At 42.0% G+C, this 16,745-nt stretch carries 16 protein-coding genes and 1 pseudogene; 1 reads left to right on the plus strand and 16 read right to left on the minus strand.

Annotation, left to right across the window (positions count from 1 at the left end):
* Positions 1–5: 5 nt before the first annotated feature.
* The 14 genes and pseudogenes from B5D77_RS07415 to B5D77_RS27660 all read right to left on the minus strand — a co-directional run bounded on the left by B5D77_RS07415 (position 6) and on the right by B5D77_RS27660 (position 13,628).
* A complete protein-coding gene (locus tag B5D77_RS07415; protein WP_106908562.1) occupies positions 6–1,484 on the minus strand; it encodes a hypothetical protein in 1,479 nt (492 codons plus the stop codon).
* Positions 1,485–1,523: 39 nt separating this feature from the next.
* A complete protein-coding gene (locus B5D77_RS07420; protein ID WP_106908563.1) occupies positions 1,524–2,315 on the minus strand; it encodes a TIGR03943 family protein in 792 nt (263 codons plus the stop codon).
* Positions 2,316–2,339: 24 nt separating this feature from the next.
* The gene (locus B5D77_RS07425; protein ID WP_002780568.1) at positions 2,340–3,350 is read right to left on the minus strand and encodes a permease; all 1,011 of its coding nucleotides are present in this window, start codon (positions 3,348–3,350) and stop codon (positions 2,340–2,342) included.
* A gap of 444 nt (positions 3,351–3,794) precedes the next feature.
* Complete coding sequence (gene larE, locus B5D77_RS07430; RefSeq protein WP_106909973.1) at positions 3,795–4,604, minus strand: ATP-dependent sacrificial sulfur transferase LarE; 810 nt, start codon at positions 4,602–4,604, stop codon at positions 3,795–3,797.
* Positions 4,605–4,819: 215 nt separating this feature from the next.
* A complete protein-coding gene (locus B5D77_RS07435) occupies positions 4,820–5,104 on the minus strand; it encodes a type II toxin-antitoxin system RelE/ParE family toxin (protein ID WP_371515164.1) in 285 nt (94 codons plus the stop codon).
* Between the two features lie 94 nt (positions 5,105–5,198).
* A complete protein-coding gene (locus B5D77_RS07445) occupies positions 5,199–5,414 on the minus strand; it encodes a hypothetical protein (RefSeq protein WP_045359291.1) in 216 nt (71 codons plus the stop codon).
* 96 nt (positions 5,415–5,510) lie between these two features.
* Positions 5,511–6,188 carry a PEP-CTERM sorting domain-containing protein gene (locus tag B5D77_RS07450; protein ID WP_106908564.1) on the minus strand — a complete coding sequence of 226 codons (678 nt, stop codon included), beginning with the start codon at positions 6,186–6,188 and terminating at the stop codon, positions 5,511–5,513.
* A gap of 473 nt (positions 6,189–6,661) precedes the next feature.
* On the minus strand, positions 6,662–7,048 hold the full coding sequence (locus tag B5D77_RS07455; RefSeq protein ID WP_045359286.1) for a hypothetical protein: 387 nt from the start codon (positions 7,046–7,048) through the stop codon (positions 6,662–6,664).
* Positions 7,049–7,313: 265 nt separating this feature from the next.
* Positions 7,314–8,377 (minus strand): ISKra4 family transposase gene (locus B5D77_RS07460; protein WP_106908108.1). Its coding sequence is split into 2 segments (ribosomal slippage): positions 7,314–8,221 and positions 8,221–8,377, totalling 1,065 coding nucleotides; the frame shifts between segments, so codons are not numbered across the junction.
* A gap of 57 nt (positions 8,378–8,434) precedes the next feature.
* Positions 8,435–8,809 carry a XisI protein gene (locus tag B5D77_RS07465; protein ID WP_254053052.1) on the minus strand — a complete coding sequence of 125 codons (375 nt, stop codon included), beginning with the start codon at positions 8,807–8,809 and terminating at the stop codon, positions 8,435–8,437.
* Between the two features lie 161 nt (positions 8,810–8,970).
* A pseudogene (locus B5D77_RS07475) lies at positions 8,971–9,332 on the minus strand (XisH family protein).
* 287 nt (positions 9,333–9,619) lie between these two features.
* Positions 9,620–10,825, minus strand: a complete 1,206-nt coding sequence (locus tag B5D77_RS07485) for an argininosuccinate synthase (RefSeq protein WP_106908565.1) — start codon at positions 10,823–10,825, stop codon at positions 9,620–9,622.
* Between the two features lie 270 nt (positions 10,826–11,095).
* Positions 11,096–13,087, minus strand: a complete 1,992-nt coding sequence (locus B5D77_RS07490; RefSeq protein ID WP_106908566.1) for a DICT sensory domain-containing protein — start codon at positions 13,085–13,087, stop codon at positions 11,096–11,098.
* Between the two features lie 406 nt (positions 13,088–13,493).
* Complete coding sequence (locus B5D77_RS27660) at positions 13,494–13,628, minus strand: hypothetical protein (protein WP_008197421.1); 135 nt, start codon at positions 13,626–13,628, stop codon at positions 13,494–13,496.
* An 82-nt stretch (positions 13,629–13,710) separates the two neighbouring features.
* Here B5D77_RS27660 and B5D77_RS07495 point away from each other — a divergent pair, with 82 nt between their 5' ends.
* Positions 13,711–14,649, plus strand: a complete 939-nt coding sequence (locus B5D77_RS07495; protein ID WP_008197422.1) for an SGNH/GDSL hydrolase family protein — start codon at positions 13,711–13,713, stop codon at positions 14,647–14,649.
* 332 nt (positions 14,650–14,981) lie between these two features.
* Here the strand turns inward: B5D77_RS07495 and B5D77_RS07505 are convergent, their stop codons facing one another.
* Positions 14,982–16,109 (minus strand): 5-(carboxyamino)imidazole ribonucleotide synthase, encoded by a 1,128-nt coding sequence (locus tag B5D77_RS07505; protein WP_008197424.1) that lies wholly within the window; start codon positions 16,107–16,109, stop codon positions 14,982–14,984.
* Positions 16,106–16,615, minus strand: a complete 510-nt coding sequence (locus B5D77_RS07510) for a pentapeptide repeat-containing protein (RefSeq protein ID WP_106908567.1) — start codon at positions 16,613–16,615, stop codon at positions 16,106–16,108. Before B5D77_RS07510 ends, B5D77_RS07505 begins: the two co-directional genes overlap by 4 nt.
* Positions 16,616–16,745 lie beyond the last annotated feature (130 nt).

A 16,745-nucleotide genomic window follows, 5' to 3' on the forward strand; every position in this document is an offset into this window, starting at 1 on the left:
AAATTCTATGGCATCCACTGGGGACGAATTCCCGCTAGAGGTAATTCAATTAAATCAGATTTACTTGCTTTTACTCCATCTTGTAGGGGAGGAATTAACATCCACAAACGACCACCGATAATTGTTTCTCCTGAATCGGTAGTTAGGGGATTAGTCGTATTAGTATCATAACTGGTGAGAAGTTGATCAAAAATAATTGCTAAACTATCGGGAGATAAACTAATGTGAATATCACGATAATCGGCTAATTCCAGTAGGGGAGTCACTTGACCGGTCTTCACATCTATTTTAGCAAAATAGGGTTTTTCTTTGTACTCTTGACTGTTAGTAACTAACTCAGTTAACAAACAATATAAATCACTACCAGTGGCATTAAATTGACAATCTATAATCGAACCTTGTAGATTGAGTAAGCGTTTTTGTAATCCTTGATTATTGACATAAAAAAGCGATCGAATATAACGCATTTTGGCATTATCAGTATTAAAATTAACCATTGCTGCGGCCGTACCATCAGCAGAAAAATTCAAAATTCGCCCAAATTTTGGTAAAAAATCTAGGGGTTTTGTTTCGGTTTTTAAAGGCAAAAGGGCGATTCCTTCCCCCTGGGTGACAGCCAAAGTTTTACTATCAGGTGCAATCAAAAATTCCCCGCCTTGGATGTTTAATTGTTGGGGTTTTTCTTCAGATTTAACTGCCCATAAATCGAAGTTAATCGGATTGCGGCGCTCAATTCTCTGCACGACAATGGTTTTCCCATCTTTAGCTAAATCAAAATGATTATTTTGATAATCTTTATTGTCTAGCACTAACTCAATTTTTGCTGGCGATTGACTGCTATCAACTTGATAAAGCTGCAGTTCACGAATTCCCTCTATCCCCTGATTTTTCGCCACGGCCGAAAAGAGAATTTTTTTACCATCAGGGTAAAATTCAAAAGCCATAACGGTCAAATTTGCAGGGGTTAAGAGGGTTTTTTTCTCCTCGGTCAAGTTATAAAAAATTAATCTTCCCTGTTCTTCCCCATTAGTGCCAATATAGGCAAAAGCACGATCCCGACTTTTAAATTCTCTCTCAAAAATTGCCAGGGTTTGTCCTAATCGATTACCGCTGGGAAATTGTTCCCGCGCACCCTCAATTTGCAGATGATATTTTTCTCCGTAGGGAATGGGAGAAGTAAGGGTATAAGCTAATCGTCTTCCGGCCCAACTAAACTTACCCGGCAGCGCAGGATCGATCACGAGATTTTTTTCTACACTAGCATGATCCATGGGGCGATCAAAAGTGATAATAAATGCTTGATCTTCCGCACCAATTTCTCGATTTTCCCAGCTAAATTCCTTGACTCTTGGACCAGTTTGTAAAAGACATTGATTACCACAGCTATTACCCAACCAAATTAAGCCACCAATTACTAAAGTTAGGGATACAATTAATGTTATCGCTAATTTATCAATCGGTTGTAGTTGTAAGGTCTTGATCATTATAGTAGATGGTTAGAAACAACTGATAACAGTTAACTGTTAATATCCGTAGGGATTCACAGGAGTGGGTATAGATTTCACCGATTTAGCCTTAATTACTAATTGTCTTCTGGTGGTTGATTTTCCCACCTCTACGGGTAAGGATTCCGTGGTCATTTCTCCAGTGATTTCTAACCAAGTGTCATTGGGATATTGACTGCGACTTCCTGATAGTTTCACCGGCAAACCCACGGGATAAGCATCCACGGCACAACAGGTAAGAATAAAGCGACTAATTAATAAATAATTATCGGGTAGTTGTGGTAATTGTACCACAAAACCTGTGACTTTTACCGGTTGTCCTGTGTAGGCATCAGGTTCGGGGTAAGCATTCAAAGTTCTTACCCATTCAATTAAACTTTTTTCCTCTGGTTTAACGGTAGTGCCAAAGGATTGAGTTTGCACGCGAGTTAGGGGTAAAGATTCACTAATTCCCCTCTGTAATGCGATTTGACTACTGAGGGGCTGCGGGGCGATAAATAGGCCTAAAATGGCAGTTATTACTAATAAACCTGAGCCAAAATGTTGGGGAAGAATGGTAATATGCGATCGATTATCGTTACTATCTAAATTAATCTTTTTTTGCCACTGCTTTAATAATGTCCAAAGCTTGACTATTCCCAGAATAAATAAAGCGATGCTGGTGATGAGAACCAGAAAAAAATAATTAGGATGGATCAGTAAATTTAATTGTCCAGTTATCCAGTATTTAAATAGTAACGAACCCCAACCGATGAGGGCAATAATATCGATAAATTGCGGGGCGATTATTTTTAGACGTGATGAATTCATGGGAAAAAATGTCAAGGAACTGACCTAAAATAAATAACTGTGAGCCAAGGTGAGTAAAAAAGTCATTTGCGCTGCTAAAGCAAAGAGATAAATTAACATTCTCGGTTTAAAAATAGACAACATTAAACCAATCCCTTTCAGGTCAATCATCGGACCGAACACTAGAAAAGCCAGCAGGGAACTACTGGTAAAACTAGAGGCAAAGGAGAGGGCAAAAAAAGAATCAACCGTGGAACAAATCGAAACAATGACAGCTAACAGCATCATGGCCAAGATCGAAGTAATCGGATCCTGACCCAAATTAAGCACAAATTCCCGGGGAACAAACACCTGTAAACCGGCCGCTATAGCACTTCCTAAGATTAACACTCCTCCTAATTCGCGTAATTCCATCACCACGTTTTCCAGAAAAGTTAACCAGCGCCTTTTCATCGGGATAGCTTGCACCGCCGGTAGGACAGCAGTAGCGGCAAAACTTTCGTCTAAGCGCAAAGTTTTGCCAGAATTACCGATCAGAAAAGAACCGGATTGTAGTAGTAGTGGGATAGATTCTTTTTCCGGTGTTTCCGGTTGCCAATTGAGGCTTTTTGCCAAAGAGGTTTGGAGGAGTGGTCGGGGATCTTTTTGGATACTAAAGATAATCCCGATAACCGTAGCGATGAACAAGGAAAAGATAACTCGATAGAAAACAATTTCCGGTTGATCGCGAAAAGCTACCCAAGTGGACCAGATAACAATCGGGTTAATTGTTGGCGCTGCTAAGAGAAAACTAACCGCTACTGCATTCGGCATTCCTTGCACAAGTAAACGTCGCGCCACTGGCACATTGCCACACTCGCAGACGGGGAACAAAAACCCAATACATCCCCCCACAAATGCTCCTAAAACAGCATTTCGAGGCATCAAGGCAACTAGGCGACGTTCATCGACAAATATTAAAAGAATACTAGAGAGAATCACCCCTAGCAGTAAGAAAGGCATCGCTTCCACCAACAGGCTCAGGAATAGGGTAAAGGCATTTTGTAGTTGACTCATCTATCCTCGCCTTGGCAATTAGAGGTTTAAGGGTAAAGACTTAGGAACCCTAGAAAAAGGTTCATCAGTCCGCTCCCCGGCTTTTTAACATTTTTTTAATATATCCGATCGAGTGACCGGTTATCAGTTATCAGTGACCAGTTATCAGTTATCAGTGACCAGTTATCCGTTATCCGTTATCCGTTACAGCCTTTCTCGTCAAGATGAAGTATAACTCAATTTGGTATTGACGACCAGCGACCGGCTCCCCAAAAGGAAAACTTCGTACCTCACCATTAAGATAACTGTTAGAGCAGATTTGAGAACGTAGGTTGGGTTGAAGCATGAAACCCAACGCTGTTAGAGCAGATTTGAGAACGTAGGTTGGGTTGAAGCATGAAACCCAACGCTGTTAGAGCAGATTTGAGTTTTCAGTCCACTGATTACTGTTTACTGATCACTGAACTAGAGGACTCGATTAAGCTTGCCGCTTTGATAACCTTCTAGATCGAGGGTGACATAGATAAAGCCTAATTTTTGCAGATCAGCGACTAATTCGCTTAAATTTGTCCGATTAATAAAGTCGGGGATTTCTGCTGCTGGTAATTCAATCCGTGCCGTATCGCCGCTCGATCGCACCCGTAATTGACGATAACCTAATTTTCGCAGATAAATCTCCGCCCGTCCGACTCTTTGCAATTTCTCCAGGTTAATTTCCTCCCCGTAGGGAAAACGGGAACTTAAACAGGGTTGCGCTGGTTTATCCCACCAAGGTAAATTTAAGTAACGAGATAGTTGACGAACTTCGCTTTTTGTGATAGCAATTTCCGCCAAAGGTGAACGAGCGCCGCGCTCCCTAGCGGCTTGGATCCCGGGACGATAATCCCTTAAATCATCAGCATTAACGCCATCGATGACGTAGGAATAACCACGAGCGAGAGCGAGGGGTTTAAGGGTGTCGTGTAGCTCACTTTTGCAGAAATAACAGCGATTAACGGGATTACTGGTGTAATTGGGGTTATTCATTTCCTCGGTTTCCACCAATTCATGTCGAATACCGATATAATCGGCCTGAGCGATCGCTTCTTCCAATTCTTCCGGCAGTAGGGAAGGGGAAACCGCCGTAATTGCCAATGCTTGACTCCCTAGCAAATCATAGGCCACTTTTGCCACTAGGGTACTATCCACGCCCCCAGAATAGGCAATCAGAGCTTTTTCGCTGGTTTTTAAGAGGTTTTGTAATTGTCCGAGTTTATCGAGTAATTGACTGTCCATGGCGGCGATTTTGGCAACTGGTTTAGGGAGACCGTTTTTCATTATATGCCGTGCCGTAATTAATCAGGGCTACCCCTCGATTTATGCTGCCATAATTTTGTCAATAATTGGGCTATTTTTGGCAATTTTTACTAGAAAATAATCTCGCTATTCTAAGGATAGGCGTTTAAAATGTATCTTAGCTTATTGCTGATCCCAATTATTTTAGTAGGTATTTAGTCATAAACTTCACTTCTATGACCTACTCTAACAATAATAATTATCCTACTCTCTCGATCAAATTCATAAATAACCCGATAATCTCCTACTCTTAATTTGTAAAACCCTGACCATTCTCTCGTAAGAGGTAGGGGAGTTATCTGTTCAAAGTTGATAGCTAACCATTTAATTTTATTAAGAATCCTCAGTCTGATAAGTAGGTAGGTATTAAAAACTTTCAGATCCCCCCGCCTATCGGCACCCCCCTTATCAAGGGGGGCAGGGGGGATCGAACCTAAAATCCATTTTTAATTTAATTATAACCAGCTACTTAAAATCTGTGATCAAATCTAAATCAGTTATCGACTCTGGTTCAAAAGTAACAGAATAGCTCATTTAAGGTTCTATCCCATATCTTTTATCCACCTCAGCTGCGGGAATAGTCGCTCTTCCTTGTAGTCTTTTTTGTCGGATTTCTAATAACTTTTCTTTAAAAGATTCCTTAACTTGTTTTCCCTCATCTGGATCACCAAAGTATTCATCTAGAGTATCATCTACTGTATTACGGATTAAACTTTGTAACTCTTGGGGAGTCATGTCTTTTATCTGCATATTTGCCCCTATTCAGAAAAGATAATTGACCTATCACTCCCGATTATATCAAGATATCGGGGCAACCCCTCTGTAGTTGCCCCTGCCAAGGATAATTTATCCCCGACGACGAAGGGAAGCAGCACCCAACGCACCAACAGCGATTAAACTCACTATACCACTAGGTTCCGGGGTTGAAACCGTTGGAGTAGGAGTAATATCCCCATTAAGAGCCACAAACCCACCACCGGTAACATTAGCGGAGTTTTCACCAATGAACCAGACACCAGCTCCAGAAGCATTCAGTCCATAGAGACGGAACTGCACTGGTCCGGTTTGGGGTGCTAAACTGCTTAGGTCAAAGCTGTAGGTATTATAGCTAGTTGTTAGGCTAACTTGTGTCCCTAAATCACTGGTGAACCCATCAACACTAGAGCGCAAGACCAAATCTAGCCGCGCGTCATCCTGCTTCGCATTGAGTTGCAAGTTAGTAAAATCGACTTGAAAACCTGCACCGGGTTGCACGGCAAATTCCACGTATTGGTTGGTATTAACAGTGCTACCTGTATTCCACAGAGCCAACGCGAAATTAGAAGTAGTCACCTGAATTAACCCAGCAGTATCTAACCCAGTGCTGGTTATATTCGCACCTACATTATCCGCCGCTTTGGGATAGGTTGCCGTAGAAGCATCAAATTGATTCCAACCAGCTACTATTGCCGCTTGAGCAGGAGTAACCCCAGCTACTAACCCCATCAGAGTCAAGGGGGTTAAAATTGTCAGTAATTTTTTCATGGATTCGATGACAGTAATAGGACAGAACTATGGTCATATTTAACGCTAGTTTTGCGCCAATATCCCACAGCAAAAAATATCACAAGGGGGGGGGGAAGTCAAGGGTTATTTAATCATAATTTTTTATTGATTTTTATATTTAAGATAGTTTTGGGTTATATAAATATTTTTGACTGGTTGCAAGGTTATAGCTGGCAACGCAGATAAGCGAGGTTCTACCTCTACTTAGTTTCTTTGACCGAAATGATCACCTTCGCTCCTAGGTTCCCCCGCAATAAATTGACCTGGTGCATCTCACATTTGCAGGAATACCGACAATCAGCAATTATACTAAATCCGTTGAGTATAGGCTACTTATAAAGGAGAGAACCTCATGCAAAAGGGGGAATAAATAATCAGTTTTTAATAACCAGATTTAGTATTAGCTTGTTGGCGAATTTTATCTTTAATATAGTCGGGAATAGGGACAGGATTCATGCTTCTAATGGTGAAATTAATCCTCTTTTAACCGCTTCATTTAATCCTTGAGACTTCTTTAACAAGTTTATTTGATAAATTTGCATCAATGACCAAAGTTCCCTATTTTCAAAGGTTGATAAATCCCTCTCTTGTTGTTGATTGAGCAACTCGCTTAATCTTTGATCCTGTTCTGATGCCATTTGTAATTGAGTTAATTTGATAATTTCTTCATCTGATAATGAATTTAGGGATGAGATTTTTTCGCCTTGATAATTGGGACTAATAGAAAAAGCGATCGCTTCTACTAATATATCATTAAGATCACGGTTAATTGAATGGGCTAAGGATTGAGCTAGATTAAAAATCTCATCAGGTAGGGTTAAAGTAATTGAAATAGCCATAAGCCTTTTTTATGTGGGGTTATAGAGATATTATGATTATAGCTCAAATTCTTGTTACCCATAGGGATAAACTGGTTCAAAAGTAACAAAATAGCTCCTTTAAGCTTCTTTTATCAACCTCATATTTCCAGGCAAGATTTACCGATAACTTAACTCACAGCAAACCCAGTTAACTTACGAGTTTCCAGATCGTAAAAAGCTAAAACTATAGGGAGCATCTCACCTTTGCAATAAGTAGAAATGCTTAATGAGATCAATAAAAAAGTTAAAAAAGGCAACCATTTAGATAAGCACAGCGATGACGAAGGACTTGCGGTACATTACAAGATTGCCAACTTGCACCAGTAATTTTAAGACGATGAGCAATTTGTTTAATTTTTGATTCGACGGAGCCAGAGCCAATGGAAATCCCCTCTGCCTGCAAATAACCATAATTGACAATTCGATGTTTATGCTTGTTTAAATAAGTAATAAAATTCTCAACTTGCGGCTCTGACCATCCTTCACAACAAGAGATAGCGGCGTCCACGTCCCCCTTCCATAGAAAACATTTTACCTCCTCAATTCGCTGGAATGACCCGCCAACTTTATAGAGGTTTTCGATTAAATGATACCAATCCAATATTTCAATTCTTTCCTGTTTCTCTCCGATCTCACGAAATAAATTCCAGATACCATCATGTCCATCTCCTAAACAAATTAAAGGCTTGGCCAAAACTTGAGAATTAACCAAATCTAATAAAGCTGAGTTATCTTGAAAAAAAGCCGCTACCCCCAGTTGATGAAAACTCACTGCTTTATAATCACGCCAAATTAAGGCTTTTCCCTTGGCAGTTCTTAGTCGTACCTTACCGCCATCTAGGCTCATTTCTTCCACTTCCACTTCTGGGTTAGACGGTAATTCTTCAAAAGCATATCGATGTACGAGGCGTTGTTGGGTACTGTGAGAAACAGCAATCCCTGTCAATGATTTGATTTTCTGCGCCGATTTTTCGTAGGATTCATCGCCACTTAATAGCAAACAGTTCTTCTCTAACATTGGACTCATCTGAGTCCGAGACTTTATTTCTAATTTTTTCGCTTGTTTTTCTGTAATTGGTAATTCCCCCAAAATACTTTTCACTTTTCTCGTCCGACCGGCAGTTTCTTCTGTGCTTGTTTTGACAAAAAAATACCGATTTCTGGGTTAACATAATGAATCATTAAATCTCTGACTGTCTCCTCTATCTCTCCCAAGTTATTAAATTTCTTAATTTGGGATTGCTCATAGAGACATTGCCCTAACTCTTGACATAACTCTTTAATTCTTTTTTCATTTTCTGATAACATTGAATTATTCCTCCCATCGAGAGCTATTCTGAATTGTAAGTTATAACTATTATAATCTCATTTCTCTTTGTGATCAAGTTGAAGATTTTCTAGTTTTTGACTGCTATAAGTATTAATACTCATTGCATAAGTGAGATGCTCCCAAACTATATCTTCTTTAGAAATACCCTCCCTTAATAATTCCGTAGCGATACCTTCCTCTGTCCAATCCTCCTCAATATAAATCTTCTCATTTTTAATCCTAATATGGACTTGAATATTCCTGATTTTTTTCTTGCCTTCCCAACCCATAAAAAGCCAAAAATACTGATCATGTATCTCGTCAAAAACCAGACAACTTTCTTGATCTAAATTAGCAGAACCAGAAACCCATTCGTGATATTCTGTTAATACTTTTTTAATGGCATTGCGATATTTTTCTAGTCTATCCATTGTAAAATTTTCTCCTTTTCCATCTCAACAACCAGCAAAAGTAATTGATTTAAGTAGGTGGGTGGAATTAAATATAAAATGAACGTAGGTTGGGTTGAAGCATGAAACCCAACGCCCGCATGGGTTACGCTACCGCTAACCCATCCTACAAATAATTGTGCCTACCTACTTATTTTCACAATATCCTGAATTGATTCTCGTTGGAAAAAATTTTCATAAATGCTGTCTTTAATGGCTAGATAAATTTGATATTCTGGTTCGGTAAGACTGATTAAATTTCGATATAAAATATCTTGTCCTAAAGCTATTTCAAAATATCTCATAGGTGAGGGACTTAAAAAGCTTTTGATTTCCACAACAATTTTACGTCCATTTCTTTCAGCAGCCAAAGGTTTTTCTGCTGCTAAATCAGCAAAAATTCAACATCTTTATATTTAATTTTATAAGGATCAGCTAAAATACTCCAACCGTCTTTAATTAAGGCATTTTTCACGGCTTCATGGTAAATATCTTTTGCTGGCATGGTTCTAAAAAAGTAATTTCATTAGTTATATTTAATTTTATTAACAATCCTAAGTCTGATAAAATCGGTGATCAAATTTAAATCAGTTATCGAGTCTGGTTGAAATTTAATTTTTGTTGATTCCCCCCTTAATAAGGGTGCTGATCCCTCCTTATTAAGGTAGGGTTAATTCATGAATTAACCCTACCTTGGGGGGTGCTGATCCCCCCTTCCCCCCTTGATAAGGGGGGTGTTGATCGCTGGGAGGATCTGAATTAAAAACCACTTACTTAGGGGAGAATTGTTGATTACTTACCTCTAGTTTTTTCAGCCCAAACTTTGCTGGGTAATCCCCAAACATAGATGAAACCTTCGGCAGCTTTATGATCAAATTGATCCTCGGCTCCGTAGGTAGCTAAATCGGGAGAATAGATAGAATTGACTGACTGACGACCGACCACTTTAGCGTTACCTTTAAACAGTTTCACTCGCACCGATCCCGTTACCTGTTCTTGAGTTTTGATGATAAAAGCATCGATCGCTTCCTTTAAGGGACTGTACCACAATCCTTTATAAATTAACTGTCCGTAGGTCTCTTCAATTCCCCGTTTATATTGGGTAACATCTCCAGTTAAAGTCAAACTTTCTAAGTCCCGGTGAGCATCAATTAAAACTAATAAAGCCGGGGCCTCGTAAATTTCTCGCGATTTAATTCCCACTACCCGGTTTTCGATCATATCTAACCGACCAACACCGTGTTTACCCACTAGGTCATTTAATTGACTAATTAGCGTGACGGGAGCGAGATTTTCTCCGTTTAAACTGACGGGAATTCCCTGATTAAAACCGATATCGACGTATTCCGGCTCGTTGGGAGTATCGGCGATCGCTTTGGTCATGAGATAGATTTCTTCCGGGGGTTCCGTCATCGGATCTTCCAAGGGACCGGCTTCAATACTGCGGCCCAACAGGTTACGATCGATACTAAAAGGCGAAGATTTTTTCACGGGGGACTCGATCCCGAATTTTTCCCCGTAGGCGATGGTTTCTTCCCGGCTCATGCCCCATTCCCTGGCGGGAGCGAGAACTTTTAAACTAGGATTGAGGGCCATAATGCCCACATCAAAACGCACTTGATCATTACCTTTGCCGGTGCAACCGTGAGCGACGGCATCGGCCCCGTATTTCTCGGCGGCCTCTACTAATAATTTAGCGATTAAAGGACGAGCCAGGGCGGTAGAAAGGGGATAACGATTTTCATAGAGAGCATTAGCTTGAATTGAGGGAAAAGCGTATTCTTTGACGAATTCTTCCTGAGCATTGACGACTAAGGATTCGATCGCTCCGCAGCGCAGGGCCTTTTCTTGAATTGGTCCTAACTCGTCTCCCTGTCCTAAATCGGCGGCTAGGGTAATCACTTCTTCCACTCCCCATTCCTGTTTGAGATAGGGAATACAAACGGAAGTATCGACTCCTCCGGAATAAGCTAAAACCACTCTCTTGGCGCGTCCCATAATTTTTTCACCTAAAAACGACTAATTGATTACTCTTTTAAGTTTATTATATATCTTGGGGATTTGATGCTTCTTTTTTAATGCTTTTTTATTTATTTTTTGATGAAGAAAAGGAATAGGAAGTCATACTAAATCCGTTAAGTATATGCTACATATCAGGACAGGCAAAAGGCAAGAGGCAAGAGGCAAAAGGGGGAATACATAATCAGTTTTTAATAACTGGATTTAGTATCACGAGCAAAGAGCCAAAACTAAACGGGCAACTGGCCGCTATTTACGTTTACTAGCAGGACGACGGGAGGATTTTTTCGGAGCGGTATTTGGGGGATTATCGTTAGTTTTATCTTTAAATATTGGAATAGTAAAATGAAACTGACTGCCGTTATTTTTGCCCCTCGATTCTGCCCAAATTTCGCCGCCCCAACCATTAACGATCTGACGACAGATAGCCAGTCCTAAACCGGTTCCCCCGGCACTGCGTCGCAGGGCCCCTTCCTCTTGGTAAAAGCGATCAAAAACCTGTTCTAAAAGATTGGGTTCGATGCCCCGTCCGGTGTCAGAAATGGTTACTTCTAGGGTTTTTGGTTTTCCCGAAGCGACTTCGATCGAGACATTTCCCTCCCGGCCGGTAAACTTACAGGCATTATCGAGAAGTTTGGAGAGTAATTCCACTAACCACTCGCCATCGGCTAAAACAAAGGGCAGATTAGGGGGGACAAGATTGATAATTTTTGGGTTTTCGTTGTCGAGATTGCGGGAGTGAACGTGACTGATGGCTAATTCCACACATTCCGATAGGGATAAAGCCTCAGGATTCCAATTAACCCGGCCACTTTCTAACCTGGACAGAGTTAAAAAATCTTGGATTAATTTACGCATTCGTTCCGCATCTTTCAGGGCAGTATCAAGCATAATTTGGCGCATTTCCGCCGGCATATCCGGTTCCGAGGCCAAACTTTCTAGACAGACTTGAATGGTGGAGAGGGGGGTGCGTAATTCGTGGCCGGTAATGGCGACTAAATTAGAACGAGTGCGATCGAGGGCGGCTAATTGTTCATTTAAATCCTGTAAATTAGCGTAGGCTTCTGCTTGAATGAGGGCGACTCCGATTTGAGTGGCCACCGCGTCCACCAGGGCGACATCCTCGCTTTTCCAAGTGGTGGTATCGGGTCCACAGTGATGCAGTTCCAACATTCCCAGGAGACGACTTTGGTAAAAAATCGGCACTAATAACCAGGAATAGATGGAACATTCCCGCACGAGATTTTGAATGGAATCGCCGGGGAGACGGGGATCGTGAATAGCGTCTTCGATTTTCAGGGATTCTCTCAATTCCAGCACTTCCTGAAAAAGAGGATTATTTTTCAGGGGCCATTTTTGTCCTTTGATGGAACTAATGCCGGAGTTTAAAAATTCGTGTTCGATGGTGGCGTTAATGTCGGCTTCCTTACAACGATAGACCACGCAGCGACAGACCCCCAATCCTTCGCCCAATTTCCGCACTGCCACCTGGAGGATATCTTCCGGATCGAGGGAACGACGGATCGCCGCTGTCACCGAGTTGATCAGTCTTTCCTTGTGTTCTTTCGATGCCAAGGAACGATTGGCTTTCAGCAGTTTATACTGTCCCGCTTGCAAATAAGTGACCAATCGCTGGACAAAGGGATCTGGTTCCTCTTGATGGTCCCTGTCCGTCAGTTCACAGACTAGGTATTCTTCTTGGGCGCGCCTAATTTTGTCCGCCAGTTCGGGACGATAATCGAGAATATGATTTAAAAGAATTTGGGCCGCCTGTTGACTTACATGGCGATCGCTCGTCCAAATCCCCTCAAAACGGCGATTATTATCCATAGCTGCCCTATTTTCCCCTTCGGCTACCAGATGGGTTCGTTCCCGACAGATCAAACAACTAGCATAATGGCGACCGATAACCACTAGATGCCATTCTTGGGCTAAACTGTCCTCCGGTTGAAAAGCGATCGTCTCGTAAATGTTGGAACTATGCTTAAAATCGGTTTCCGGGGCCGACAAAACATAAACTTGCCCGCTTTTGTGGGCAATGCGTCGATAGCGATGGGCCTCTTGACGATAAAAGCGCTCACGCTGAAAACTGGCAATCACTAACGGTTGATCGTCTTCCGCTAAAACCTGATCCTCCATGGCGTGGGATAGCGCGGTCAGGGATGCTTTGAAGTACATCTGCGATCGCCATTGGGGGAGTAACTGCAACAGTTCTGTTAAAACAGAAGTTGATCTGCTCATCGATGATCTGTTTCGAGTCGGGTGTAACTAGCAGGTGCGATAGAGGGAACTAGCAATTTTTCCCTTGACCCTATCCTACAGGCTCAAGGGGACAATGAGGTGAGATCGTGATGGCAAGAAACTGAAACCGAGTGATGCCAAAAGTGAGCGAAATTAATCTAGTTAACTAGATGTTGCTGAATAAATCTAAACCTTGTTGGGTAAGACTTTTAGACTTTTGGGAAATCAAAAAGTACCCGCGATTGGAGGGATCGGGGGGAAAATTTAGGGACTTTTTCCCTGAAAATTAGGTAATTTACCAGATGAAAATGGGTAAAACCCTACACCCCACCTGCCCCCCCGATGTCGGGGGGGTTGGGGGGGCCACACCCTGCCCCCACGAGAAACTTTTTGCCGCAAACCCTAACTAGGTGTAGGCGACTTTCATGGCCCAAAGGATCAGAGCAATAATACTGCCGATAACAATAATCGACGATATCGCCACTACTGCCGGTTTATCGGCTCCCTCAAATTTCATAATGCCACGATTTAAGTCTGACATTGCCCTTAACTCCTTTTCATGAGATGGATGTGGAAAGTATGAGACACTTTAGGATCATAAATTAGCTAACTCTCATCTATCCGTGTTATTAGAAATTGGTATCATTCGGCTGTCTTTAATCATTCTAGGCGTTCTTTTCGTTCTTGGCCTTCTCCTTGAGGCTATTTTAAGAATTGTCTTCGGCTTCGGTAATCCGCTTATTTACAAAGCTGATGCCGAAATTGGCTATCTTTTGGCTCCTAATCAACAAACGCGCCGTTTTTCCAATTTTATCGCCGTTAATCAGTATTCGATGCGGAGCGATCCGATTACACCCCAACGGCCTCCAGAGACGACGAGAATCATGTTAATCGGTGATTCGATCGCTAATGGCTCCTGGTGGACAGATCAAAAAGAGACCATTGCTGCTTTAATCACCAAAAATTTAGGCCAAAATCTGACGGATTCGGTGCAAGTTCTCAATGCTTCGGCTAATTCTTGGGGACCGCGCAATCAATTGGCCTATCTGCGACGTTTCGGCACCTTTGAATCTCAGGTGATTGTGTTATTAATGAACACCGATGATCTGTTCGCTTTAGCTCCTAGTTCGGCGGTGGTGGGACGAGAAATTAATTATCCCGCTCGCCGGCCTGCTTTAGCTTTAATCGAATTGTACGATCGATATTTTAAGCGTTATCCTCCCCTGCCACCGGTGCGAGAAGGAGGCGATCGAGTGGGCAATAATTTAACCGCTCTTGCCCAAATTCAAGCCCTTGCTCAGGCTCATCAAGCCCGTTTAATTATCGCTATTACCCCCCTCATTCGCGAAGCTCAAAAACAGGGACGAGATTATGAATCGAAAGCCCGTCAAAGACTAGCGGATTTCACCAGCAACCAGCAGATTTTTTATCTAGATTTTCTGCCCATTTTTCAGGCCAATCCTAATCCTGATTCTCTCTATCGCGATAATATTCATCTCAGTGGAGACGGTAACGAGTTAATTAGTCAAAAACTGGCCGAGGCAATCAAAAAGGTCTTTTAATTAGGGCTTACTGAATCAGTTATCAGTTCACATCCTTATAAGTAAACAGTTATCGGTTCACTGTTTACTGTTCACTGTTTACTGAAAATACTCCCCACTCCCCAATTCATGGCTCTTCGTTACTTGCTATGGTTCGATAGGGGGGCATAAATCGACTCAATCCTTATCTGGCAAGAGATTTAATTGATTAGTTCTCTCTAGAGCGAAAACAGTTGACAAAAATAGCAGCAATGTCTGTCTCTATAAGGGTTTCATTCCTTATAATCCCGTCCATTGCATAACAAAAACCGAAGAGCCCAATTCATAATTCATAATTCATAATTCATAATTCCCTAACAACCATACCAAAGCTTTTCTATCTGCCTTGCCAGATCCGATAACTCAGAGCGATCGCTTGTATCCCTTAACAGGGTGACATGGCCTAATTTTCGACCGGGACGGGACTTTTTACCATACCAAAAAACGTGAGCGCCGGGGATTGCCGCTAAAACTGCTCTTTTTTCCCCATAATCGCCGTCACTATCCTCAAAACCCAATAAATTAACCATGACTGCCCCAGCAGATTTTAAGTCCGTGGCTCCGAGGGGCAAATTAGCCACTGCTTGCAGTTGTAGGGCAAATTGGGAGGTAAGACAGGCAGAGAGGCTGTAATGACCAGAATTATGGGTACGGGGAGCGATTTCATTAATCAATACCTCTCCCTGGGGAGTGACAAATAACTCCATCCCGAAAACACCCACCGCCGACAAACTACTTAACAGATGATGGGCGATAGATTCGGTTTGAGCCTGTAATGATTGGTTAAGAGCGGCGGGAGCAATCACCCAGTGACAGACTTGCTCCTCTTGATAGGTTTCCACCACGGGATAGGTGACGATTTCCCCGGTTAATCCCCTAGCGGCAACGATGGCTAATTCTCGCTCGTAGGGAATATAAGCTTCTAACATCAAGTCAAGACGCTCTAATTGCGGCTTTTTGGCGTTTAATTCTTCAGGAGTGCGGATAATAAAGGTTCCTTGACCATCATAACCGTGTCGTCGCGCTTTCAGCACTAGCGGAAAAGGATAATTTTCTAGTTGGGATAAATTATCTATCGCCCAAAAATCAGGCACAGGCAACCCTAGGGAGCGTAAATAACATCTTTGCTCGTATTTATCCAATAGGGGGCGCAGATTTGCCAAACTAGGATAGAATTTAACTCCTGTGGCCGCTAATTCTTCTAGGGCATCTAAATTAACAAACTCATTTTCAAAAGTGATCAGATCACAATGTTGAGCTAGTTTTTTTGTGCCTTCCACGTCAGCTATTTCCGCAAAGACAACCCCGTCAGCTAAAGCAACGGCGGGATCATCGGGGTGTGGTGTTTGTACAATTAGAGAAATGCCTAATTTCTTGGCTTCCTGTGCCATCATCCAAGCTAATTGTCCACCACCAATAACACCAACCCTTGTTTGCATCATTGATCACATCCTAAAGATTCCGGGGTAGAGACGCCGGTTTTTGAGTTGACACCCTCGGCTCTTTCACAGAGATTTTTGATTTGTTGAGCGTCAAGCACGGCAAAACTAAAATCAGCACCGTTGATATTGACTCCCTCGAAAATGGTGCGCAGCATGATCGCTTCGGCAAAAATGGCATCGCTTAAATCGGAATTTTTAAAGGTACTCAGATAGGCTAATCCATTGGTTAAGTCCGCCCCATGAAAGTTGCCTTCGATGATAGAGGCTCCGTTAAACACTGCCCCGCGCAAATCGGCAGAGCTAAAGTTAGAATCTTGCAGATTAACGTTAGTAAATTGGGCAGATTGCAAATTTTGTCCTGAAAAATCCTTTCCTGTCAGATTCTGGTTTTCATAACTGGCATTGGCTCCTGTGACAGCAGCAGAACTGGCAGCTAAGGCATTGACAGGAGATAGGATAAATAGTGTGGCAAAAAAAGCGATCGCTAGTCGAAAGATAGTCTTCATTGGCGGAAAATTCCATCAGTGGGCATTCTTGATTTTATAGCAGTAAGTCATCAGCCGTCAGCTTTTCACCGGCCGCGAGAAATTGCTGGCACACAAACCTTTATAATGGCTGTCTAGGCTTATACTGCCA

It is taken from the genome of Microcystis sp. MC19 (genome assembly GCF_003019735.1).
GTDB lineage: Bacteria > Cyanobacteriota > Cyanobacteriia > Cyanobacteriales > Microcystaceae > Microcystis.